The 22,076-nt window shown below is 67.2% G+C and carries 22 protein-coding genes and 1 riboswitch; of the genes, 10 read left to right on the top strand and 12 right to left on the bottom strand.

What is annotated here, in order from left to right; genetic code table 11:
• Positions 1 to 94 precede the first annotated feature (94 nt).
• Both AC1DX2_RS18520 and AC1DX2_RS18525 read right to left on the bottom strand, forming a co-directional pair.
• On the bottom strand, positions 95 to 2,401 hold the full coding sequence (locus AC1DX2_RS18520) for a nitric-oxide reductase large subunit (protein WP_477197871.1): 2,307 nt from the start codon (positions 2,399 to 2,401) through the stop codon (positions 95 to 97).
• 71 nt (positions 2,402 to 2,472) lie between these two features.
• Positions 2,473 to 2,769 carry a DUF2249 domain-containing protein gene (locus AC1DX2_RS18525; RefSeq protein ID WP_477197872.1) on the bottom strand — a complete coding sequence of 99 codons (297 nt, stop codon included), beginning with the start codon at positions 2,767 to 2,769 and terminating at the stop codon, positions 2,473 to 2,475.
• 165 nt (positions 2,770 to 2,934) lie between these two features.
• Between AC1DX2_RS18525 and AC1DX2_RS18530 the strand changes: the two genes are divergently transcribed.
• The gene (locus AC1DX2_RS18530) at positions 2,935 to 3,267 is read left to right on the top strand and encodes a cupin domain-containing protein (protein ID WP_477197873.1); all 333 of its coding nucleotides are present in this window, start codon (positions 2,935 to 2,937) and stop codon (positions 3,265 to 3,267) included.
• A 124-nt stretch (positions 3,268 to 3,391) separates the two neighbouring features.
• Complete coding sequence (gene ytfE / locus AC1DX2_RS18535; protein WP_477197874.1) at positions 3,392 to 4,105, top strand: iron-sulfur cluster repair protein YtfE; 714 nt, start codon at positions 3,392 to 3,394, stop codon at positions 4,103 to 4,105.
• 24 nt (positions 4,106 to 4,129) lie between these two features.
• Here ytfE and AC1DX2_RS18540 read toward each other — a convergent pair whose 3' ends face one another.
• Positions 4,130 to 5,050, bottom strand: coding sequence for a LysR family transcriptional regulator (locus tag AC1DX2_RS18540; protein WP_477197875.1), 921 nt, complete (start codon positions 5,048 to 5,050; stop codon positions 4,130 to 4,132).
• A gap of 101 nt (positions 5,051 to 5,151) precedes the next feature.
• Between AC1DX2_RS18540 and AC1DX2_RS18545 the strand changes: the two genes are divergently transcribed.
• Positions 5,152 to 6,360 carry an MFS transporter gene (locus AC1DX2_RS18545; RefSeq protein WP_477198376.1) on the top strand — a complete coding sequence of 403 codons (1,209 nt, stop codon included), beginning with the start codon at positions 5,152 to 5,154 and terminating at the stop codon, positions 6,358 to 6,360.
• 30 nt (positions 6,361 to 6,390) lie between these two features.
• On the opposite strand, the gene AC1DX2_RS18550 is transcribed toward AC1DX2_RS18545, so the two are convergent.
• Positions 6,391 to 6,816, bottom strand: a complete 426-nt coding sequence (locus AC1DX2_RS18550) for a bacteriohemerythrin (RefSeq protein ID WP_477197876.1) — start codon at positions 6,814 to 6,816, stop codon at positions 6,391 to 6,393.
• 17 nt (positions 6,817 to 6,833) lie between these two features.
• Positions 6,834 to 8,423 carry a methyl-accepting chemotaxis protein gene (locus tag AC1DX2_RS18555; RefSeq protein ID WP_477197877.1) on the bottom strand — a complete coding sequence of 530 codons (1,590 nt, stop codon included), beginning with the start codon at positions 8,421 to 8,423 and terminating at the stop codon, positions 6,834 to 6,836.
• A 275-nt stretch (positions 8,424 to 8,698) separates the two neighbouring features.
• Between AC1DX2_RS18555 and AC1DX2_RS18560 the strand changes: the two genes are divergently transcribed.
• Positions 8,699 to 9,388 carry a glutathione S-transferase family protein gene (locus AC1DX2_RS18560; RefSeq protein ID WP_477197878.1) on the top strand — a complete coding sequence of 230 codons (690 nt, stop codon included), beginning with the start codon at positions 8,699 to 8,701 and terminating at the stop codon, positions 9,386 to 9,388.
• Here the strand turns inward: AC1DX2_RS18560 and AC1DX2_RS18565 are convergent, their stop codons facing one another.
• The 7 genes from AC1DX2_RS18565 to AC1DX2_RS18595 form a co-directional block, all read right to left on the bottom strand.
• Positions 9,389 to 9,973 carry a YcnI family copper-binding membrane protein gene (locus AC1DX2_RS18565; protein WP_477197879.1) on the bottom strand — a complete coding sequence of 195 codons (585 nt, stop codon included), beginning with the start codon at positions 9,971 to 9,973 and terminating at the stop codon, positions 9,389 to 9,391. It lies immediately after the preceding gene.
• A 20-nt stretch (positions 9,974 to 9,993) separates the two neighbouring features.
• The gene (locus AC1DX2_RS18570; protein ID WP_477197880.1) at positions 9,994 to 12,351 is read right to left on the bottom strand and encodes a TonB-dependent receptor; all 2,358 of its coding nucleotides are present in this window, start codon (positions 12,349 to 12,351) and stop codon (positions 9,994 to 9,996) included.
• A gap of 83 nt (positions 12,352 to 12,434) precedes the next feature.
• A complete protein-coding gene (locus tag AC1DX2_RS18575) occupies positions 12,435 to 12,794 on the bottom strand; it encodes a hypothetical protein (RefSeq protein ID WP_477197881.1) in 360 nt (119 codons plus the stop codon).
• Positions 12,795 to 12,917: 123 nt separating this feature from the next.
• Positions 12,918 to 13,382, bottom strand: a complete 465-nt coding sequence (locus AC1DX2_RS18580; protein WP_477197882.1) for a hypothetical protein — start codon at positions 13,380 to 13,382, stop codon at positions 12,918 to 12,920.
• Between the two features lie 97 nt (positions 13,383 to 13,479).
• Positions 13,480 to 15,435 (bottom strand): PhoX family protein, encoded by a 1,956-nt coding sequence (locus tag AC1DX2_RS18585; RefSeq protein WP_477197883.1) that lies wholly within the window; start codon positions 15,433 to 15,435, stop codon positions 13,480 to 13,482.
• Positions 15,436 to 15,599: 164 nt separating this feature from the next.
• Positions 15,600 to 15,827 (bottom strand): type II toxin-antitoxin system antitoxin, encoded by a 228-nt coding sequence (locus AC1DX2_RS18590; RefSeq protein WP_477197884.1) that lies wholly within the window; start codon positions 15,825 to 15,827, stop codon positions 15,600 to 15,602.
• 47 nt (positions 15,828 to 15,874) lie between these two features.
• Complete coding sequence (locus tag AC1DX2_RS18595) at positions 15,875 to 16,810, bottom strand: SPFH domain-containing protein (protein ID WP_477197885.1); 936 nt, start codon at positions 16,808 to 16,810, stop codon at positions 15,875 to 15,877.
• Between the two features lie 206 nt (positions 16,811 to 17,016).
• Here AC1DX2_RS18595 and AC1DX2_RS18600 point away from each other — a divergent pair, with 206 nt between their 5' ends.
• The 6 genes from AC1DX2_RS18600 to AC1DX2_RS18625 all read left to right on the top strand — a co-directional run bounded on the left by AC1DX2_RS18600 (position 17,017) and on the right by AC1DX2_RS18625 (position 22,060).
• The gene (locus AC1DX2_RS18600; RefSeq protein WP_477197886.1) at positions 17,017 to 17,424 is read left to right on the top strand and encodes a surface-adhesin E family protein; all 408 of its coding nucleotides are present in this window, start codon (positions 17,017 to 17,019) and stop codon (positions 17,422 to 17,424) included.
• A gap of 5 nt (positions 17,425 to 17,429) precedes the next feature.
• Entirely contained in the window at positions 17,430 to 18,053 is a 624-nt protein-coding gene (locus tag AC1DX2_RS18605) for a hemerythrin domain-containing protein (RefSeq protein WP_477197887.1), read from the top strand.
• A gap of 68 nt (positions 18,054 to 18,121) precedes the next feature.
• Positions 18,122 to 19,333, top strand: coding sequence for a GGDEF domain-containing protein (locus AC1DX2_RS18610; protein WP_477197888.1), 1,212 nt, complete (start codon positions 18,122 to 18,124; stop codon positions 19,331 to 19,333).
• Positions 19,313 to 19,481: riboswitch (yybP-ykoY riboswitch) on the top strand. (Overlaps the previous gene by 21 nt.)
• Before the next feature lie 20 nt (positions 19,482 to 19,501).
• Positions 19,502 to 20,083 (top strand): TMEM165/GDT1 family protein, encoded by a 582-nt coding sequence (locus tag AC1DX2_RS18615; protein WP_477197889.1) that lies wholly within the window; start codon positions 19,502 to 19,504, stop codon positions 20,081 to 20,083.
• A gap of 155 nt (positions 20,084 to 20,238) precedes the next feature.
• Positions 20,239 to 21,531, top strand: a complete 1,293-nt coding sequence (locus AC1DX2_RS18620; protein ID WP_477197890.1) for an acyl-CoA dehydrogenase family protein — start codon at positions 20,239 to 20,241, stop codon at positions 21,529 to 21,531.
• 139 nt (positions 21,532 to 21,670) lie between these two features.
• Entirely contained in the window at positions 21,671 to 22,060 is a 390-nt protein-coding gene (locus AC1DX2_RS18625; RefSeq protein ID WP_477197891.1) for a hypothetical protein, read from the top strand.
• The last annotated feature ends 16 nt before the right edge of the window (positions 22,061 to 22,076 follow it).

The following is a 22,076-nucleotide window of genomic DNA, read 5'->3' on the forward strand; positions in this document are numbered from 1 at the left end:
TGCAATATAGACCAATTGGGGGCGGTCCCGGTCCCCGAGGCGCAGAAATTGCGCCTGCGCTTGCGCCGACAGCAGGCGGTGCCTACCCAGCACCTCAGGCGCGTGGCCGCAACCGAGCGGCCACTGCCGGGACGGCGGGCGCCACCGGATCCAGACCGGCGACGCGACGCCCCGGCGCGCGCAGCAACCGCAGCACATAGGCTGCCAGCAGCACCGCGCCCAGCGCGAACACGATGTCGCCCGGCACGCGCAGCCACACCAGCGTTTCCATCACCGCGGAGTGGATCACCTCGGGTGAGCGGGCGTACCACAGGCCCCGCGTCACGCTGGCCCAGGCTTGGTAGATGCCGGCCGGCAGCAGCGACAGGAACACCATCATGCCCAGCCCGATGTTCAGGCTCCAGTAGGCCGGCTTGAGCAGCTTGTCGCTGTGCAACGCCGGCGCGTACAGGCCGCGCAGGCAGAACAGCATCAGGCCTATGCCCAGCATGCCGTAGACGCCGAACAGCGCCGCGTGGCCGTGTGCGGCCGTCATGTTGAGGCCCTGCACGTAGTACAGCGAGGCTGGCGGGTTGATGGCAAAGCCCAGCAGGCCGGCGCCCACGGTGTTCCAGAAGCCCACCGCCACGAAGCACAGCACCGGCCATTTGTAAGTGGCCAGCCAGGGCACGTTGCCGGCGCGGCGCACGGTCTGCAGTGCTTCCAGACCGATCAGCGTCAGCGGCACCACCTCCAGCGCCGAGAAGACCGAACCCACCGCAATGATGGAGGTTGGCGTGCCGGTGAAGTACAGGTGGTGCAGCGTGCCCAAAATGCCGCCGAACAGGAACACGATTGTCTCGGCGATGATAGCGCGGTTGGCGCTGGCTGCGGTCACCAGGCCCAGGCGGGTGAAGATCAGCGCGACCACGGCGGTGGCGAACACTTCAAAGAAGCCTTCAACCCACAGGTGCACCAGCCACCAGCGCCAGTACTCGACCATCGAGTAGTGGGTGTGCTGGCCCCAGGCCAGCGAGCTGGCGTAGAAGCCGCCTATGCAGGTGGCCGACAGGAACACCATGGCGATCAGCCCGCGCGATTCCGACGGCGCCTTCAACGCCGGCCACAGCGCGCGGCCCAGCAGGAAGACCCAGAACAGCAGGCCGACAAACAGCAGAATCTGCCAGACACGGCCCATGCTGGTGTATTCCAGCCCCTGGTTGCCCAGCCAGAAGGAAAAGTCCATTCCCCGGTGCTGCAGCGTGCCCAGCCAGCCGGTGGCCGTCGACCCGACGACGATGGCGATCAGCGCCCAAAACAGCACGTCCACGCCCAGCTTTTGCAGCCGCGGCTCTCGCCCGGACAGCAGCGGCGCGATGTACAGGCCGGTGGCCAGCCAGGCGGTGGCGATCCAGAACACGCCCACCTGGGTGTGCACGGTGCGGCTGACCACGTAGGGCAGCAACTCGGCCAGCGGCAGGCCGAAGAAGGACTGGCCCTCCACTGCATAGTGCGCGGTGACCACGCCCATGGCGATCTGCAGCAGCATCAGCCCGGCGACGGCGAAGAAGTACTTGCGCGTCGCCTTCATCGACGGCGTCGGCACCGCGCCGGCCAGCGGGTCGGTGGCCGGCGGCTTGGCCTGCTCCTCCCCGTGCGAGCGGCTGCCGTGCAGCCACAGCATGGCGGCAATGCCGCCCAGCAGCAGCACGATACTGACCATGGACCAGACCGCCGCCGAGCTGCTCATGCGGTTGCCCACCAGCGGCTCATGCGGCCAGTTGCTGGTGTACGACAAGCCGGTCTCGCCCGGCCGGTCAGTGGTGGCGGCCCACGAGGTCCAGAAGAAGAAGGCCGTCAGCGCCGCACGGTCCTCGGCCTGCGGCAGTGCGCCTTCGGTCATGGCGTACTGCTCGCGCAGCTTGGCCAGTGCTGGCTCGCTGCCAAACAGGCCGTCGTAGTGGCGCGCCACCTGGCGTATGGCCTGCGCACGCTCATCGGACACAGTCAGCGTGCCGCTGGCGGCGTCATAGCTGTTGCGGCGCATCTCTTCTTGCAGCGCGGCGTCCAGCGCGCCCTGCTCGGCCGCTCGCAGTGCGCCACTGCCGGGGTAACGCTGCTGGCTGCGCAATGCGCGCAGGGCCGTGGCCTCGCGGTGCAACCAGTCGGCCGACCAGTCGGGTGCCACATAGCTGCCATGGCCCCACACCGTGCCCAGCTGCTGGCCACCGGCCGCCAGCCAGGCGCGCTGGCCCTGCTGGATCTGCTCGCCGGTGTACAGCGTTTCGCCGCTGGCGGTAACCACCGCCTTCGGAATCGGTGGTGCCTCCAGGTAGATCTGCCAGCCCAGGTAGCCCAACGCGCCGAAGGACAGCACGAAGACAAAGGCCAACCAGCGCCACAGGCTTGTATTGGTTTTCATGATGGGGTCTCTCCGTGATTGAAAAGAAGTGAAGGAAAGGAAGGAAAGCCAGGGTGAAGCGCAGCCGCCGCTCAATGGCCGCTGCCGCCACAGCCGCCGCAGCAGCTGCCGCCGCCGGCCGCCTTGCGGATGCTGACGCGCCAGGTCAGCGGACCGCGGTCCAGGTAGTCCCACTCGAAGGCACCCGGCTGGCGTGCCTGGAGTTGGTGGTACAGCAGCAGCGGGTCATGGTCGTTGACCAGTTCCATGGACTGCCCGTCGCGCAGCCGCTCCACGGCTGAAAACACCGCGTCATGGCGCTCACTGGACAGCAGGGGCCGCAGATCCAGCGCAATGGCGGGGGAGGAGGAAGAAACGTCTTGGCGCATGTGAATGTCTCCGTGGGTGGTGGTGGTGTGCCGTTGGCTTTAAAGATATATATAATATATTTCTTTTAGCGCCACGGCGCCAGCACCCGCATTGACCTGGATCAACAAAGCTGGCAAAACGGGTGAAATCACTGCCGCCACGCCGACCAACCCAGGAGAATCCCCATGGCCCTGCCACACGCACAACCCGGCGACCTGATCGACATACGCCCGCTGGGCGCCGCCCTGGCCACGCACAAAACGCACACGCTGTACAAGAGTGGCGCGCTGGAGGTGTTTCGCCTGGTGCTGCCGGCCGGCAAGGCTGTGCCCGAGCACAGCGTGGCCGGCGAGCTGACCGTGCAATGCCTGGAGGGGCACATTATGTTCCGGCTGGGCGAGCGCTCCACCGCCATGCGCGCTGGCGAGCTGATGTGCATCCCCGGCGGCGCGCAGCACGCGCTGAAGGCGCTGGAAGACTCCAGCGTGCTGGTGACGCTGCAGCTCGCGGGGCGTTGAGCCCGCGCTGGCGCCCAGACGGCGCTGCACCGCCCCTGGCGCCGCAAAATTTGCGCCAGATCAAACCCCGACCGCTGGCATCCCAATAATATACATATCAGATAACTCTTATTGAGAATGCGCCATGGACACCGCCGTTCACTCCACCGCACAAGCCATACGCCCCCCGCCCAACGCTGATCAGGCCATAGGTCAGATCGCCGTGCAGTGGCCCGGGGCCACTGCGGTGTTTCGCCGACTGCGGCTGGACTTTTGCTGCGGCGGCCAACTCAGCCTGCAGCAGGCCGCGCGCGCCAAAGGGCTGGACCCGCAGGCGGTGCTGACCGAGCTGAGCGGCCTGCAGCGCAATGACAACCTGCCCGACATCACCCAGCCGGCAGCGCTGGTGGCCCACATCATCGAGCGCTACCACGAGGTGCACCGCCAGCAGTTGCCCGAGTTGATACGCATGGCGCGGCGCGTGGAAGCCGTGCACCGCGAGCATCCGCTGGTACCGGCCGGCCTGGCTGACTTGCTGGAAGACATGCAGCAGGAGTTGCTGGCGCACATGGCCAAGGAGGAGCAGATCCTGTTCCCCATGCTTTGCCACATGCCGGCGCACCCGCTCGCCAGCAGGCCCATCGGCGTGATGCGCGACGAGCACATGGCGCATGGCGCCATGTTGGACAAGCTGGTGCTGCTGACCGACGACAGCCGGGTGCCCACAGGCGCCTGCACGACCTGGCGCGCGCTGTACGCCGGGCTGAGCCAGTTCAGCGACGACCTGATGAACCACGTGCACCTGGAAAACAACGTGCTGTTCCCGCAGTTCGAAGGCGCCGCCGCGCTGGCGCATTGACCCATAGATCGCCCCCGGCAGCGTTCACCAAGAACGCCCGGCATCCCACGGCGGTGCATCCCCCAGCCGGGTGGCCAGGAAATCCACAAACGCCCGCACCCGCGGGGGAATGAGCCGGCGCTGCGGCATCACGGCCCAGATGCCGGTGGCGGCCAGTGGGTAGTCCGGCAACAGCACCTGCAAGCGCCCGGTCTTCAAGTCGTCGGCCACATGCCAGGTGGAATGCAGCGCAATGCCGGCACCGGCCACGGCGGCGTCGCGCAGCAGTTCGCCGAAATTGCTTTCCAGCCGGCCGTGCACCTGCACGGTGGTCTCGCCGCCCTGGCCATCGCCCAGGGTCCAACGGTCTTGCCGGCCCTGGGCGCCGGTGAGTATCAGGCAATCGTGCTGCGCCAGCTCGACCGGCACCTGCGGCGCGCCGCGCCGCGCCAGGTAGTGCGGTGAAGCCACCAGCACGCGGCGGTTGGGCGCCAGCCGCCGCGCCACCAACGTGGAATCCACCAACGCGCCCACGCGCACGGCTAGATCGAAGCCGGCCGTCACCAGGTCCACCACGCGGTCGTTCAGGTCCACGTTGACGCGCACCTGAGGGTGCAGCGCCATGAACTCCAGCAACAGTGGCGACAAATGCAGCCGCCCGAAGGTGGCCGACGTGGTGACCGTCAGCGTGCCGCTGACCTGTTCGCCGGACTGGCGCAGGCTGCCCACCAGTGCGTCCAGGTCTTCCACCAAGCCCCTTCCCTGTTCGGCCAGTGCCAGACCCTCTGGCGTGGGGTGCAGGCGGCGGGTGGTGCGGTGCAGCAGGCGCACCCCCAGCTCCTTTTCCAGCCGGGCCAGGCGCTGGCTGGCCACGGCCGGGCTCAGGTCCAGGCTGCGCGCGGCGGCGCTGATGGAACCCTGGTCCAGCACGCGCAGGAACAGGGCCAGGTCGTCCAAGCGTTCCATTTATAAGGATTATTTGAAAGTGATTCACCATTTTGCTGCTTTATTTCAAAACCGCAAAGCACGACCATTGCGGCATGAACCCCACAGCTTCCTCCAACCGCTTGCCGCCAGCGCTGTTCGCGCTGACGGCCGGTGCCTTCGGCATAGGCACCACCGAATTCGTCATCATGGGCCTGCTGATGCAGGTGGCCGCCGACCTGGGTGTGTCCATCGCCGCCGCCGGGCTGCTGATCTCCGGCTACGCACTGGGCGTGTTCGCCGGCGCACCGCTGCTGACCGCGCTGACCGGCCGCTGGCCGCGCAAGACCGTGCTGCTGGCGCTGATGGCGGTGTTCACCCTGGGCAATCTGGCCTGTGCGCTGGCACCCAACTACGAGGTGCTGATGGCCGCGCGCGTGCTGACATCGTTGGCCCACGGCACCTTCTTTGGCGTCGGCTCGGTGGTGGCCACCGGCCTGGTGGCGCCCGAACGCAAGGCCAGCGCGATCTCCATCATGTTCACCGGCCTGACCGCCGCCACGCTGCTGGGCGTGCCGGCCGGTGCCTGGCTGGGTCTGCACTTTGGCTGGCGCGCCACCTTCTGGGCCGTCACGGGCCTGGGGCTGCTGGCGCTGGCGGTGATCGCCGCGTTGGTGCCGGCGGACAAGGCCAGCGGCCCCGCCACGTCGTTCCGCGACGAGGTCAAGGTGCTGGCGCGGCCCCAGGTGCTGTTGGGACTGGCAATGACGGTGTTCGGCTTTGCCGGCGTGTTCGCGCTGTTCACCTACATCCAGCCGCTGCTGACACAGATCAGCGGCTTCAGCCAGGCAGCGGTGTCGCCCATCCTGCTGGTGTTTGGCGCCGGCTTCATCGGCGGCAACCTGCTGGGCGGCAAGCTGGCCGACAAACACCTGGTGCGCACGCTGCTGGGCAGCTTGCTGCTGCTGGCCGCGGTGCTGGGCGCAATGACCTTCACCATGCACCAGGCCTGGAGCGCCATCCTGTTCACCGGCCTGCTGGGTGCGGCGGCTTTTGCCACCGTGGCGCCATTGCAGATGCGCGTACTGCAACAAGCCGAAGGTGCGGGGCAGAACCTGGCCTCCAGCCTGAACATCGCCGCCTTCAACCTGGGCAACGCGCTGGGAGCCTGGCTGGGCGCCAAGGTGGTGGAAAGCACGCTGGGCCTGGGCGCACTGGGCTGGGTGGCAGCACTCCTGACGCTGGCCGGCCTGGCGCTGGCACTGATCAGCGTGCGGATGGAACCGCGTTGCACCCCGGGCGCAACGAGCGGCCGTCCCGGCGTTGCAAGTGCTGCGACCGCTGCCTGCTGACAACAGCCGCGCGACCTTGCACACCGCGCATCACGGCTTCTGCAGCAATCGCAGTTTCCCGTTGGCGCGCGAAAAATCGCGCAGTTCCTTGTCCGAGCGCCGTATATGCAGTGACAGCCAATCGCGCAGGACATTGGACAACTGCGCCGCCACGGTGATGCTGCCGCCGTCGTACTTGGCTTTCAGCGCCTGCAACTTCGCGATGAAGGCCTGGTGCCCTTGCTTGTGCGCTTGCAGCTTGGGAAAGCCCACCGCCTCCATCTGCGTCTCCTCGCGCAGCAGATGCTCGGCGGTGTAGGTGATCAACGCATCCAGGATACCGCCGACCACTTCGCGCCCCCGGCCCTCCGTGGTAGCGGTGTGCAACTGGTTGACCAGATCGACCAGGTGACGGTGATCAGCGTCCACATGGCCACCGTCAATTTCCATGTCGCTGGCCCAAACAAAATAAGCCATGCGGCCTCCTTGCGCGTTCAAGCCACCTGCAGCAGCAGTGGGGGATTCGCAGGTGCCATCTCTGATCCGATGCGGAAGATGCGCACTGCGTCGAGTTGCTCGCTGGCCTGTTGCTCCAGCGACTGCGAAGCCGCGGCCGCCTCCTCCACCAGCGCGGCGTTCTGCTGGGTGACGGTATCCATCTGCGCCACCGCCTGGCTGATCTGATCAATACCCGAGGTTTGCTCCCGGCTGGCGGTGGTCACTTCGCGCATCAGGTCGGCCACCCGCCGCACACTGACCACGATCTCGTCCATGGTGCTGCCGGCCTGTTCCACGAGCTTGCAACCTTCCTCCACATTGCCAACGGATTGGGTGATCAGCGCCTTGATCTCCTTGGCGGCCTGTGCACTGCGGCCGGCCAGGTTGCGCACCTCGGCGGCGACCACCGCGAACCCCCGCCCTTGCTCACCGGCACGCGCCGCCTCGACGGCCGCGTTGAGCGCCAGGATGTTGGTCTGGAAAGCGATGCCTTCAATGACACCGATGATGTCTGTAATGCGGAACGAAGAACCGTGAATGGCTTCCATGGTTTGAACCACCTGGGCCACCACCGCGCCGCCCTTGACGGCAACACCGGTAGCAGACTCGGCAAGCTGGTTGGCTTGCATACCGGCCTCGTAGTTCTGCTTGACGGTGGCCGCCAGCTGCTCCATGGAGGCAGCTGTCTGCTGCAAGGCGCTGGCCTGTTCCTCAGTGCGCGAGGACAGGTCCAGATTGCCGGCGGCAATCTGGCTGGTGGCCGTGGCCATGTGGTCGGCGCCACCGCGCACCCGTTGCACGACCCGCGACAGGCTGTGGGTCATGTCCTGCAAGGCGGCCAGCAACTGGCCTGCCTCGTCTCCGCGGTCCACCGTGATGCTGTGCGACAGATCGCCGCCTGCAACCGCACGGGCCGCAGCCACCGCTCGGGCCAGTGGCTGCACGATGCTGCGTGCCAACCACCAAGCCAGGGCGATGCCCGCTAACGCACCCCCCACGCCCAAGGCAAGCAGCATGGCACGGGCGCTGGAGATGTCGCTGCGCAACTGGGCGCTGCTGTCCACCACCAGCTTTCGCTGCAGGTCATTGAGCTCTTGTATCGGTTTCTGCAGTGCATCCAGCGCCGGCAGGGTCTCGCCGTGGAGCAGGCGCACCGCGCCCTCGCGGTCACCCGCATCCACCAGGGCGGCCACGCGCGTGAAAGAAGCGACATAACGGCCCCGCGCTTCCTTCAACTGTGCCAGCAGCGCCTTGCCTTCGGGCAGGCTCACGAGGCGATCCAGGGTCTGCAGCGCCTCGGCGATGGCTTTCTTGTTGACCTCGATGGCTTCCTTGGCGCGCGCCATCTGTGTCGCGTCGCTGGCCAACACCAGCTCCATCGTGCGCCGGCCATTCGCGCGGGTCGCCGCGTTGATGACGTTGGTGGCGTCGGCTTTGACCCAGTCACGCTCAATGATGCGGTCGTTGATCTCTCCCACAGCCGAGAACCGGGCTGCACTGAGCGCCACCATCGCCGCCATCATCACGATCAGCAGGCCAAAGCCTGCCGCCAGGCGGCTCCCTATGCTCCAGTTCGAGATTTTCATGGTGTGTATGTCTCCATCCTGCGGGTGCACGGCACACTTGCCGCGCTGGCCTGTAGATTGACGCCTCGGGGCCCGACTCCACTTGACAGCCGTCAAGCCAGGCAGCGAAGGCCAGGCATGGGCTTGATCGTCGTCAAATGGCAACGCGTGGCGAAGGTGGCCCTCGCCTCCAGCGGCCTGCTGGATGGGGCCACGACTGCACGATGTGCTGATCCGGGTGATACTGCACCGCGATGCTCGCCACTTCCGGACGGGCTGCCACGGAGCCAACAACGATGATCAAGTTCTACTACAACACCGCCCCCAACCCGGCCAAGGTGGCGCTGTTCCTGGAGGAAAGCGGCCTGCCCTACGAAGTGGTTCCAGTGGACACCCGCAAGGGCCAGCAGCACGCCACCGGCTATACCGCCATCAACCCCAACGCCAAGGTGCCCGCCATCGTGGACGGCGATGTGGCGGTGTTCGACAGCAATGCCATCCTGCTGTACCTGGCGGAGAAGACCGGCCAGTTCCTGCCGCCCCCAGGCGACGCTGCGCGCGGCGAGATGCTGTCGTGGCTGATGTTCGTGGCCAGCGGCATTGGGCCCTTCAGCGGCCAGTCGGTGCACTTTCGCCACTACGCGCCGCAGCCGCAGGTGTATGCGTTGAACCGCTACGACTACGAGGCCTGGCGGCACTGGAACATCATCAACGAGCGGCTGGCCGACCACCCCTGGATGCTGGGCGACACCTACACGCTGGTGGACATGGCGGTGTGGGGCTGGGCGCGCGCCGTGCCCTTCGTGCTGGGCGGCGACCACTGGGACAAGCTGCCGCATGTGAAGCGCCTGCTGGACACGGTGAACGCCCGCCCCGCCGCGCAGCGTGCCGAAGCGCTGAAGACCCGCCACACCTTCAAGACCGAGATGGACGACGAGGCCAAGCGCTCCATGTTCCCGCAGAATGAGCGGCTGAAGACCACCTGATCAGTGCTTGTGTTCGCCGCCCATCATCGGCATGCCGGACGGGACCGGTGCTGGTGCAGGGGCGGTGGCCGGCAGCACCTCCAGCGCCGCAGCCGGGCTCTTCAGCCCTTTGACAGTCTGGCCCGGCAGCGGCACCTCCACCCAGTCCATGCGACCCTGTTCGCAAACCTGGCTCACCTTCCAGTACAGCGTGCCGGGCGTGGCCGGCAACTTGACCAGCAGGCTGAACTCGTCGAACTGCTCGTTGGGCAGCAGGTCACCGGGGGTCCTGGCTGTCCAGCTGATACGCGCCACGTCGTCGGCCACCGGGCGGCCAGGGTCCGGCACCGGCTGGGCCAGCGGTGCACGGGTGACCTCCAGCGCCCAGCCCGGCTTGGCCATGGGCTTGGCGCCCTGGGCGCCGGCCGGTATCTGCACCACGACCTGCCGCGTGGCTGAGCTGCCGCAGCCGTGGCCGACGCGGAAGGTGGCCTTGTAGTAGCTGCCAACGGTGGCGCTGGTCTGGTCCAGCACCACATGGGCCTGCGCCTGCTGAGCAGCGCCCAGTGCGGCAGACAGCAGGCTCAGCGCTGCGAAGGTGCTCAAGCTCTTGTTCATCATCGTCCTTAGAGGTCAAAACGCAGCTCGGCGCTGTAGCTGCGCTGCGGGTAGGGGTGGAAGTTCCAGAACTTGCAGTTGTTCAGGTTGTCGATGCCCAACGCCGCCGTCCACTGCTTGCTGATGGTGTAGCGCACGCGCATGTCCACCGTGAAGTAGGGGCTTACGCCCATGTAGGTGGAACCGTTGACATCCGCATTGTTCAGCGTGCGGTACTGCGTGCCGCTGTAGCGCGCACCCAGCGACACGGCCCAGTGCTCGTCCAGCTTGTGGCTGGCCAGCAGCGCGCCGCGCCATCTGGGGATATTGGGCTGCTGCTTGCCCAGCGTGTCGCCGGGCGTGGCCACGTAGCCGGCGTTGTGCGTCACCCGCGAATCCGCATAGGTCAGGCTGGCCGACAGCTCCAGGCCCTGCCACAGCACATTGCTGCCGTTGTAGGCCAGCTCCAGGCCGCGTGTCTGCATGTAGCCCACGTTCTGCACGCGGCTGATGGCCCGGTTAGCGGCCACGTCCTGCACCGTCTGCGTGTACAGCGCGTCGCGCGTGTCCTCGGCGAAGAAGGTCAGGCGCAGCAGCGCATTGCCCAGGTCCTTCTCGGCCGTCAGCTCGCCAGTCCACGACTTCTCAGGGCGCAGCGTGGCGTCGTTGATGTACAGCGCATTGGTGGTGGAGGTGGCGCCATACAGCTCGGCCACGGTGGGCATGCGCACGGCGCGTCCCACAGCGGCCTTCAGCACCACGTCATCCGCCCACTGGTACGACAGCGCCGCCTTGGGCGAGCTGAAGCGCTCGCTGCGCGCGCCGTAGCGCGCGTTGGCCGGGTTGCCGGGGCCAAAGGTGGTGAAGCCGTCCTCAGTCGCCCAGTCCTCCAGCCGCAGCCCCAACACGGCTTTCCAGCGCGCTGCGAAGGCCCAGGCGTCTTGCGCATACAGGCTGCGCAGTTCAGTGCGGCCGCCGACGGCGTTGGCCAACACCCCGGCCGGGTCAGCCAGCCAGTTGCCGGTGACGGTGGATGTGGTGTAGCTCAGCGCATAGCGGTCCTGCTGGTAGCCGAAGTCCCACACGTGCGCACCTTGCATGCCCTGCGGGCGCCACACGCCCTTGAAGGCCAACGTGCTCCAGCCGGTGCCGCTGCCATCGGCCAGCGTGCCGGCGCCGCCGTTGCTGGCGGCGGGCAACGGGTTGGCAGCGGCATTCTGGCGCTTGCTGTCCTGCTGGTAGTCGTAGCGGCTGGCGGCCACTTCCCAATCCAATTCACCCTGGTTCGGGCCTTGGGTATGGCGCTTCAAGGACAGGCCTTGCATCTGGTGGCGCAGGGTTTCGCGCGTCATGGCGAAGTCGGCGCCAGTCAACGCCTGCGCGCCGCTGAAGGCCAGGCCGTTGACGCTGACGGCGCCGCTGTACACAGGGTTGCCCGCGCCATCGCGCAAATAGCTGACCGGGTTGCCCTCTGACGCGTTGTGCCAACTGCCCAACACGTAGCTGGCCCGCAGCGCGGGTGTCACGTCATAGGCCAGCTTCAGCTTGGCATGGTCCTGCACGGTGCTGTATTGGGTGCCGGTGCCCAGCACATACCAAGGCTGGTTGGCGTTGTTGCGCTCGGCCACCGCGCCGCTCACCACCGTGCCGGCGCCACCGGCCACACCGGCGCTGAGCAGCCGGGTGGCAAAGGTCAGCGGCTGGCCCTGGCTGTCGGTGCGGTTGACGTTGACATACCACGACCAGTCGCCGCTCTTGCTGCCCAAAGCGGCGCTGGCGGTCCAGGCACGGTAGGTGCTGTGCGTGTTGTACAGGTCGAACGGCTGGCTGACGTAGCCGACTTGCGCATGGGCCTCGAAGCGGGTGGGCATGCGTGTCACATAGTCCACCACCGCGCCCACGGAATTGCCGGCGTAGGCGGCGGAGAACGGGCCGTACATCACGTCCACCCGTTCGATCTCTTCCGGCGTTACCAGCCCCCAGCGCGGCGGAAAGCTCAAGCCCCCCACGCCGTTGCCCAGGTAGTTGGACAGCAGGATGCCATCGGCATATACGGCCGAGCGGGCGCTGTTGCCGGTGCCGGATGCCCGGCTGGACAGGATGGCGTGGTTGTAGTCCCCGATGTAGCGCTTGCGCACCAGCAGGCTGGGCAGGTATTTCAGCGCGTCCTCGCTGTCGCTGGCGTTGATGGCCTGGGCCATCAGGCCGGCGCTGATGCCTTCCATGGTGGCGGGGATCTGGGTCGGCAGCGAACTGGGGCGGCCACCGTCTACGGTGACCACGCCCAGCGACTTCACGGGCGCGACGGCGGCCTGGCTCTCTTCGGCCAGCGCGCCACAGAATGGGAACACGGCGGCCAGGGCGGCCGCCAGACAATGCAGGCGCATGGTGAGCGCACTCCTGAAACAAAAGCGATGCAAAGGCACGGGCGCGACCCGTCAACGGGTGCGACGCGCAAGGCGTGGGGGCTTCAGGAACGCGTGGGCGGCCCGCGCGCGGGCAGCGGCGCGGCGGTGCACACCGCAATGGGGGCCGAGGGGATGCTCTGCAGCGCATAGGCCAGCGGCTGCGCCGGTGCCACCTGCAGCACCAGCACCGGTGGCGGCGCGCCCAATGTGGCGCAGGCCGGGCAGTCCAGCATGGGCTTGGACACTTCGGTGGCAGTGCCGTCGGCGGCTCGCACCAGGATCTTCATCACGCCGGAGCCGGAGCAGATGACTTCCAGGCCCTGGGGCGCCACGATGGGCGAGGCCACTGCCGCGCCCAGCGACATGGCAAACCACACCAGCACCAGCCGGGCGATGGATTTGCATTGGCGCGAGAAGAACATGGGTGAGATTATCGCCCAGGCAATCAGCTAAACCAGTTGACGGCCATCAAGCGGCGGCCAACCACCAAGCCGCCGTTGAGCGACTGTCAGGGAGTCGCCATTCGGCAATTCCAGGCCGACCGTTCAGGCGGCCTTGGCTACCGCAGCGTGGCGCCAGTAGCCGCCACGTGTCTTGCCTTCGCCGTCGCGTGCGGGCACGCCATTGACCAGCGGCGCATCCCCCACCGGCACCGGGCTCAACACCACAGGCTGGAAGGCGGCACGCATCTTCTGTTCCAACTTGCGCTGGCGGCATTCGCGGGCAATCTGCGCCTTGGTCTTCTTGCGCCGGGGTGCGTCCTGCCCCGCGCCCAGGCGGTAAATGCGTATGGTGTCGCGGCCCAGGGCGTCTTTTTCCCACGAGCCTATGTGCGCCAGCTTTTCCTTGCGCAGCGCGCGCATCAGGTTGTGCAGCGTTTCCAGCGACAGGCCGGTCGCCTCCTGCATCTCCTGCGCGGAACTGGGCCCATCGGTCAGCGCCCGCAATACCTTGGCGAAGCTCATGGCGCCCAGTTTGACCTGCCTTTTCAAATCGTCTGTGGGTTGCATGGTGGGGTCAGTTCAAGGGCCTATGCTCTTTACATCGGCAAGTCCCGACCTTTCTTGAGCCTGCCCGAGGGCTGGCCCAACCCTCCATGCCGTCCCCTCAGACTTTGCCCAGTTTCATGCTGACGGCGTCGGCCGTCAGGTAGCCCACAGCGGCGCCGTAACGGTCCTTGTAATTGGCACGCACCAGCGGGTCCAGCGTGGCCTGCACCTTGGCGTGCAAGCTGCTGCTCCAGTCACCGGCGTGCTGGAAGTTGCTCATGATGTAGGTCCAGCCGTTGATCTCGTCCACCGCGTGCAGGCCAGTGGACTCGCCGCCGGCGGGGATGGACATCAGCCGCGACAACACCTTGGTGTCCACGTTGTAGGCCCACAGGAAGTTGTTGACGTGGGTGCCGCTGTCCTCGCCGATGAACAGCGTGCGCATCTTCTCGGAGAACTTCAGATTGTCCGGGTTGCCGATCTTGTCGGGGTTGGAGGTGTTGCCCAGCGCATCAGCGACGATGTCCTCGCCCATCAGCAGCGCCTTGGTCTGCACCGGCACCCACTCGCTGGTGATGGCGGCACCAGCGGTGTCCTTCTGGCTGCCCGCCAGCGTGTGGGCCAGCACGCCGCCGGCCACCAGCGCCTTCTCCACGGTGATGTTGACCGATTCGCGCCAGGCCGCGTTACCGCGCACCATGGAGCCCTGGATGTTCTGCAGCGCTGAGTAGGCGATCTTGTCCTTGATGTTGACCGTCGTGCCTTCCAGCTTGGTGAAACCCATGCTGGCACCAACCAGGTTGGCGTAGCGGTGGGTCTCCAGGAAGGCTGCGGCCTTCTCCATGCCGGGATTGAGCTTGACCCAGTTGGCCTTGCCGTCCATGAAAATCTTGGTGAAGCTGGTGTCACCCGGGTCGGTGGTGGCCACCTGCATGATGTCGGTGGGCTTGAGCGTGTTGGCCAGCGCCTCGATCTCGGCACTGGTCGCGCTGCCCAGCTTGATCCAGCTCAGCGGCGCGCCGGCCGCCGCCGGGTCGATGGAGAAGCCCGCACCCACCTTGGCCACGTACAGCGTGCCGGAAGACAAATCCTTCTCGCGGTCGGCCACGAACATGAACAGGCCGCCATTGGTGTAGTCGTCACCCATCAGCACGGTGCGGTTGTCCGGCATCACCTGCACCAGCTCGTGCGAGATGCGGCCCATGCAGTAGTGCTTCTTGCAGCTGCCGGTGCCGTCGGGGTTGACGGTAACCTCCGGCAGGTGGCCGTAGTGGTAGGGGTTGGCGGCGCTGGTGCTGCCGTAGACGTTGGTGCTGAAGCGCTGGAACTGCGCCGTCGTGGCCGCCGTGAATGCGTCGGGCTCGTACTCCTCGCTGGACAGGTGCGTGCCCCAGGGCGACAGGCTGGCGCCGCAGGTGATCCACAGGCCGTGCGCGGCCGAGGTGTCCACGTTGTGGTACTTCACCAGCGTCAGCTTGCCGGTGGCTTGGTCCTGGTCCAGCGTCAGCACGGCGATAGGCGAGGGCAACGTGCCGTAGGTGTCGTTGCCAGACTGGTCGCGCGTGGTGTATTCAAACTGCACCACCGCGAACACCGCCTTGCCCTTGATACCGGTGACGGTGGGGTTGGGCAGCGCCAGCAGCGAGGTGCCATCCGGCGCGTCTGAGAAAAACTGGCGCTCCTTGCCCGCCACCGAGCGGTCGATGATGGGCTGGTTCCTGATGTCCACGTAGCCCCCGGCCAGGATGGTGCCGCCCGCGCCGTTGGGCACCATGTCGCCGGTGACGAAGAATGGCTGGTAAGCCAGCTTGTAGCTGACCGAGGTGCCGTCACTCAGCGCCACGTTCAGCGTCGAGCCCACGGTGGTGGTGGCCATGGCCGCCGGAGCGGCCAGCGTGGGCGCGGCCATGGGGGCGAAGCTGGCGGAGACAAAGGTAGGCGCTGGCGCAGCGCTGCCGCTGCCGCAGGCAGACAGCAACACCGAGCTGGAGGCCATGGTGCTCAGCGGCAGCAGGGGAACGCCAGCGAGGAATTTGAGGACTTGCCGGCGACCGGCCTGCAGTTGTTCTGACATCGGGGAGACTTTCAATGATGGGTTGGGAGTGATGCGTGGTCCGCGTGCAAGGGCGCTGATGCCCTGACAAGTGGCGCAGTATCCCGATGTCGCGTGACGGCGTTGTGACATGCCGCCGCGGCGCTGTCTTCACAGTCCAGCAGTGCGTGACCAGCCGCTATGCGTCAGGCGCCCGGCCCGCCGCCATCTTCAGCGTTTCCCGCGCTGTCGGACGCGGCATTGCCTGCCGCATCCTTCTTCGGCAAGCGACCACGCCGCGCCAGCGCCTCGCGCAGCAGGAATTCCACCTGCGCATTGGCGCTGCGCAGCTCCTGCGCGGCCAGGCGCTCGATCTCGGCCCACAGCGCCGGGTCCACGCGCAGCGGATAGGCTTTCTTACCTGGGCTGGCCATGGATGCGGCGTGCAAAAAGAACCATCACCACCATTCTCGCCGCGCCGTCAAGCGTACAGCGTGCCGGTGTTGACGATGGGCTGCGTGTCCTTGTCCGAGCACAGCACCACCAGCAGGTTGCTCACCATGGCGGCCTTGCGCTCGTCGTCCAGCACCACCAGGTTGCGCTCGGACAGGCCCTTGAGCGCTGCCTCCACCATGCCCACCGCGCCGGCCACGATCTGGTGCCGTGCGCTGACGATGGCCACCGCCTGCTGGCGGCGCAACATCACCTGCGCGATCTCAGGCGCGTAGGCCAGGTGCGTCAGCTTGGCGTCCAGCACCTCGACGCCAGCGCGCTCGAAGCGCTGGTTCAGCTCGGCCTTCAGCGCGTTGGCCACCACCTCCAGGCCGGCGCGCAGCGTGGTCTCGTCGGGGTGCAGGTCGTCGCCGTTGTCGTAGGCGTACATGGTGGCCAGGTGGCGAATCGCCGCCTCGGCCTGGATCTCGACGAAGCGCACGTAGTCGTCGATCTCGAACACCGCCTGCGCGGTGTCGCGCACGCACCAGACCACCGCCGCGCCGATCTCCACCGGGTTGCCGCGCTTGTCGTTGACCTTCAGCTTGGCGGTGTTCAGGTTGCGCGCGCGCAAAGACACATGCTGCTTGGCCTGCAACGGGTTGGCCCAGCGCAGCCCTTCCGCGCGGTCGGTGCCCGAGTAGCGGCCAAACAGCGTCAGGATCACGCTGTCATTGGGCTGCAGCATGTAGAAGCCCGGCGCCAGCAATGCCGCCAGCACAATGAAGCCGATGCCGAAATACCAAGGCATGAAAGTGACCACGCCGGCCAGCAGTGGCGTGCGCGACAGCACCAGCAGCATGCCAACGATGAACAGCACGGCGATCAGCGCCACCACCCCATAGCCGCTGAACGATTGGTACGGCCCCTCATTGCGCACGGGACCGGCCTGTGGGGTGGCTGAAGATTTGGTTTGTTGCGACATGACGCCTCCTTGACGCATTGGCAATAGACTTCAGGAATATTCCCAAAGTGATATCACTTTAATATTTATTTGCCATCGTGTCAACGCCCCGGGGACAGGCCGCTTTTCAGCCGTCGCGACGACCGCGCGCGCGCCCGACGGCGCCGCTTTCAGCGGGCTTGACCAGCGTCAAGCCCAGGCGAAGCAGCGCACGTTAGGCTGTGTCCATGTCCTTGTGCCACCCCCATCCCCTTGCGCGGCTGCTGCTCGCCGGTGCCCTGCTGGCCCCCGGCCTGGCATGCGCCGATTGGGTGCGGGTATCGGCGAGCGGGCAATCGGTCTACTACGTGGACCCGGCGATCTCCAAGAAGGTGGGCGACAACGTGATGGTGTGGGTACTGCGCGACCACAGAGGCCCGCAATTCGCCCCGCACGGCGCTTACCTGTCGTCCAAGGACCAAATCGAGGTCGACTGCCGGGGCAGGCGCGTGCGCCGCGCCTACTCGTCAGACCATCCGCAGCCCATGGGCCAAGGCGCGCTACTGCATTTCGAGTACGGCCCCCTGAGCTGGAACGACGCCCTGCCCGGCAGCATCCTGGGCCGGGTGGCGGACATCGTCTGCGCGCACGGCTGAGCACCATGCCCCATCCCGCCCTTCAGATCCTGCACCACGAGCACGCCGCCATCGCGGCGGTGCTGCGCTCGCTGGAACTGCTGGTGCTGCGCGGCCCGGACGATGAGCCCGAGCGCTTCTTCGACGTGCTGCGCGCCATGCTGTTCTACATGGACGAGTACCCCGAGCGGCTGCACCACCCCAAGGAAAGCCGGCTGTTGTTCCCGCTGCTGCTGCGCGCCGCCCCCGAACTGGCGCCGGTGATAGAGCGGCTCAACACCGACCACCAGCAGGGCGAGGCCCAGGTGCGCGAGTTGCAGCACCTGTTGCTGGGCTGGGAACTGCTGGGCGAGGCGCGCCGACCAGCCTTCGAGCAAGCCGTCACCCGCTATGTGAAGTCGCAAACCCGGCACATGCAGGAAGAAGAAACCCGCCTGCTCCCCACCGCGCTGAAGGTGCTCAGCCAGGCCGACTGGGCCGAATTGGACACTGCCTTCAAGGCACAGCGCCTGCCCCTGGGCGACGAGGTGGACGCGCCCGGCACCGATCCCAACTACGACCGCCTGTTCACCCGCATCGTCATGACCACGCCGGCTCCGCTGGGCCTGGGGAGCGCCTCCGGGACCGGCCCGCGCACTGACGACGGGTAGATCGCCGGCAGCGCGCCTGAGCTTGCGCCCGCCGGCAGAAACACCTGCCAACCGACTCTGACACAACAATGAAAACTGCCCATCGTTGGGGCCACCGCCTGATCACCTGGCTGGGAATGGACGCAGCTGGCGAGCTGGGCCAACTGCTCCATGCCGGCCGCCACTCGCTGCTGCTAAGCCGGCGCCGCGCCGCCACGCTGGTGATGCGCACGCGCGCGGCCGCGTTGCTGTTGGCGTTGACGACGCTGGCCTTCATGGGACTGGACGCTGTGGTGTTCCCCCGCGAACTGTTCGCCAGCCTGGCGGCGGCACGCCTGGTGGCCGCAGCCGCCCTGGTGCTGCTGGCCGTGTGGTTGCGCGACGGGCGCCGGCTGTCAGGCGCGCACACAGGCCTGCTGTTGCTGTTTGGCATTCCCACGGCGCTGCTGTTCGTCGCCAACAACCTGCTGGCGCAGCAACCGCTGGTCGGCGCGGCTGCCTCGGTCAGCGGCGTGTATTCGCTGATGCCCTTTGTCATGGCGGCCGCCATCAGCATCTTCCCGCTGGCCTGGTTCGAGGCGCTGGCGCTGGGCCTGATGGTGATGGCGGTGGAGCTGGCCACGGTGGCGGCGCAGAGCCCTCACGGCGGCCTGCTCAATGGCAGCGGCGCGCTGTGGTCGGCCCTGCTGGTGACGCTGATGTCAGCGCTGGCCGGCATGAACCAGGTGGGGCTGATGGCCGCCATCATCGCCCAGGCCACGCACGATCCGCTGACTGGTGGCTATGTGCGACGCAACGGTGAGGAATTGCTGGGCATGTACTACAGCCTGGCACTGCGCCGCCAGCAACCGCTGTCGGTGCTGTTCATGGACCTGGACCGCTTCAAGGCCATCAACGACAGCTTTGGTCATGAGGCCGGCGACGCCATCCTGGCGCAGGCTGGTGCCGCCTTCAAGGCCGCGCTGCGCGACTCCGACCTGCTGTTGCGCTGGGGCGGCGAGGAATTCGTCATCGTGCTGCCCGACACCGACACCGCGCAGGCCCAGGCCTTCGTCGAGCGCCTGGTGGCCGTCGGCTTGGGACAGCGCCCGGACGGCACGCCATTGACCGCCAGCATGGGGCTGGCCAGCTTCCCGCACGACGGTGTGGCCAGCTGGCCGGCACTCGTACAGCTGGCCGACGCACGCATGTACCAGGCCAAGCAGGCCGGGCGCAACCGCTGGGTAGGGCCAACGCCCGCGCCCCATGCGGGCGCCGGCCAGGGTGCCGGCGCTACAATCACCAACGTCATTGGGGAGTAGCCGCTCTTCCTCACACGCAGAGGCTTGCGTCAACACACTTGGCCCCACGGCCATGGCGCAAGCAGCCTCACAGCCTGGCAAGACCTTTGACCACACGCTTTCGCATAAGCCGGGAAAGCGTCGTGGTCAATCGTCCATCGATCCGGCTGTGGAATCCCTCAAAACATCATGGAAGCCCTGCTCGTCTCCATCGGCGTCGTCGCCCTGGCTGAAATCGGCGACAAGACGCAATTGCTGGCCTTCTTGCTGGCCGCGCGCTTCAAGAAACCCCTGCCCATCATTGCCGGCATCCTGTGCGCCACGCTGGTCAACCACGGCCTGGCCGGCGCGCTCGGTGCGTGGATCACCGCTTCACTGTCGCCCAGCGTGATGCGCTGGGTGTTGGGTGTCTCCTTCATCGCCATGGCGGTGTGGACGCTGGTGCCCGACAAGATCGAGGAAGAAGAGACCCGGCTTGCCACCCACTTCGGCGTCTTCGGCGCCACGCTGGTCACTTTCTTCCTGGCCGAGATGGGCGACAAAACGCAGATCGCCACCATCGCCATGGCCGCGCACTATGCCGACCCGCTGCGCGTGGTGCTGGGCACCACCGTGGGCATGCTGATCGCCGATGTGCCAGCCGTCTTCCTGGGCGGCAAGCTGGCCCAGCGCATCCCCATGCGGCTGGTGCACGGCGTGGCCGCCGCCATCTTCGCCGCCTTGGGTGTGGCCACGCTGCTGGGCCTGGGAGCCAGGCTGTTGCCGGGCTGAAACCAGGCCGGTACCACCCGCCGTTGTCACCCACGGCACAGCGCCACACCCGGCGGCTTGACCTGGCGCAAAACGCGCGCGCCCTGGCACGGCTACGCTGGCCCCAGCCGCTGGCCGCAGGTGCGCGCCGGCGTTTCGCCTAACGGACCCACCCCATGGACTTCGCACCCTCGCCCACCGCACAGCTGTGGCTGCAACGCCTGAACGACTTCATCGCGCGCTACCTGTTGCCCCACAACGCCGCCTGGCACCAGGCAGCGCGCTCGGGCCACTGGCCACCGCCCTTCATGGAAGACCTGAAGGAGCTGGCGCGCGAGCAGGGGCTGTGGAACCTGTTCCTGCCGCAACTGCGCGACGACGAGCCCGGCACCCGGCTGAGCAACCTGGACTACGCACCGCTGGCCGAGGCCATGGGCCCGCTGCCCTGGGCTGCCGAGGTGTTCAACTGCAGCGCGCCCGACACCGGCAACATGGAGCTGCTGCACCGCTTTGCCACCCCGGCGCAGCGCCAGCGCTGGCTGCTGCCGCTGCTGGCCGGAAGCATGCGCTCGGCCTTTGCCATGTCCGAACCGGACGTCGCCTCCAGCGACCCCACCAACCTGCGCACCACCCTGCGGCGCGACGGTGCGCATTGGGTGGTGAACGGCCGCAAGTGGTTCATCACCGGCGCCGCACACCCGGCCTGCCAGCTGCTGATCGTGATGTGCCGCAACGAGGACGATGGACCGGACGGCGGCGACAGCGCCACCGCGCACGCGCGCCACAGCATGCTGCTGCTGCCCATGGACACACCGGGCGTGGAAGTGCTGCGCAACATCAGCGTGCTGCAACACCACGCGCCGGAGGGCCATTGCGAGATACGCCTGCGCGACGTGCGCGTACCGCTGGACCACCTGCTGGGCGAGCCCGGCCAGGGCTTCACGATGGCCCAGGCCCGACTGGGTCCGGGCCGTGTGCACCACTGCATGCGCAGCATAGGCCAGTGCGAACTGGCGCTGGCACTGATGTGCGAGCGCGCGCTGGAGCGCCATGCCTTCGGCAAGTACCTGGCTGGCCACGCCAACGTGCAGGACTGGATCGCTGAGTCACGGCTGGAAATCGACCAGGCGCGGCTGCTGGTGCTGCGCGCCGCCTGGTTGCTGGACCAGGGCGATGCGTCCCACGCGCGCGTGGATGTGGCGGCCATCAAGCTGGTGGCCGCGCGGCTGCAGACCCGGGTGCTGGACCGGGCCATCCAGGTGTTCGGCGCCATGGGCCTGTCACCCGACACTCCACTGGCCTACCTGTGGACCTGGGGCCGCGCCATGCAGTTGCTCGACGGCCCCGATCAGGTACACCTGCGCACCATCGCCCGCCACGAGCTGGACCGCGCACGAGAACACCTGGGCGCCAGCGCCGCCTACTTCACCACGCCGGAGCAGATGGCGGCACCGGTACGCCTGCGCTGACCGGCAGGCATGGCGCCATCGGGCTGCTGTTTGGCCCTGCCCGCACGTGAAATGCCCCGTCCCGGCCCAGCATTTCGCGCTTTTGCCATCACCCACAGCCGGTATCGTGTGGCGGGGTGCTTGTCACCCCCAACACACCATGCACTGGCCCAAAAAGCTCGACATGCGCAACACCTGGCACAGCCTGTGGAAGCCACAGCCGGGGATGCCGCCCACCACCACGCCCGCCGAAGGCGGGCACGAGCCGGCACGCCCGCATCCGCGGCTGGAGGAGTTGCGGCTGCACATGCTGGATGCGGTGGCACCCCCCACCCAGCTGCTGCGCCATGCCGTGCTGGTGCGCAAGCTGCTGCTGGCACCCAGCATAGAAGCGCTGTGGTACCTGCGCAGCGAGGTGATGGCCGCACTGGCTGGCGACCACGGCGAAGCCGTGGCCCGTCGCATGCTGGACACGCTGACCGCCCAATTCACCGGTCTGCTGCCCGAAGCCGCCGCGGCGCGGGCCTCCGGCACGCGCCGCTTGGACTGACGACCCCCGCGGTAAA

The organism is Hylemonella sp. P2_B10, assembly GCF_056404875.1.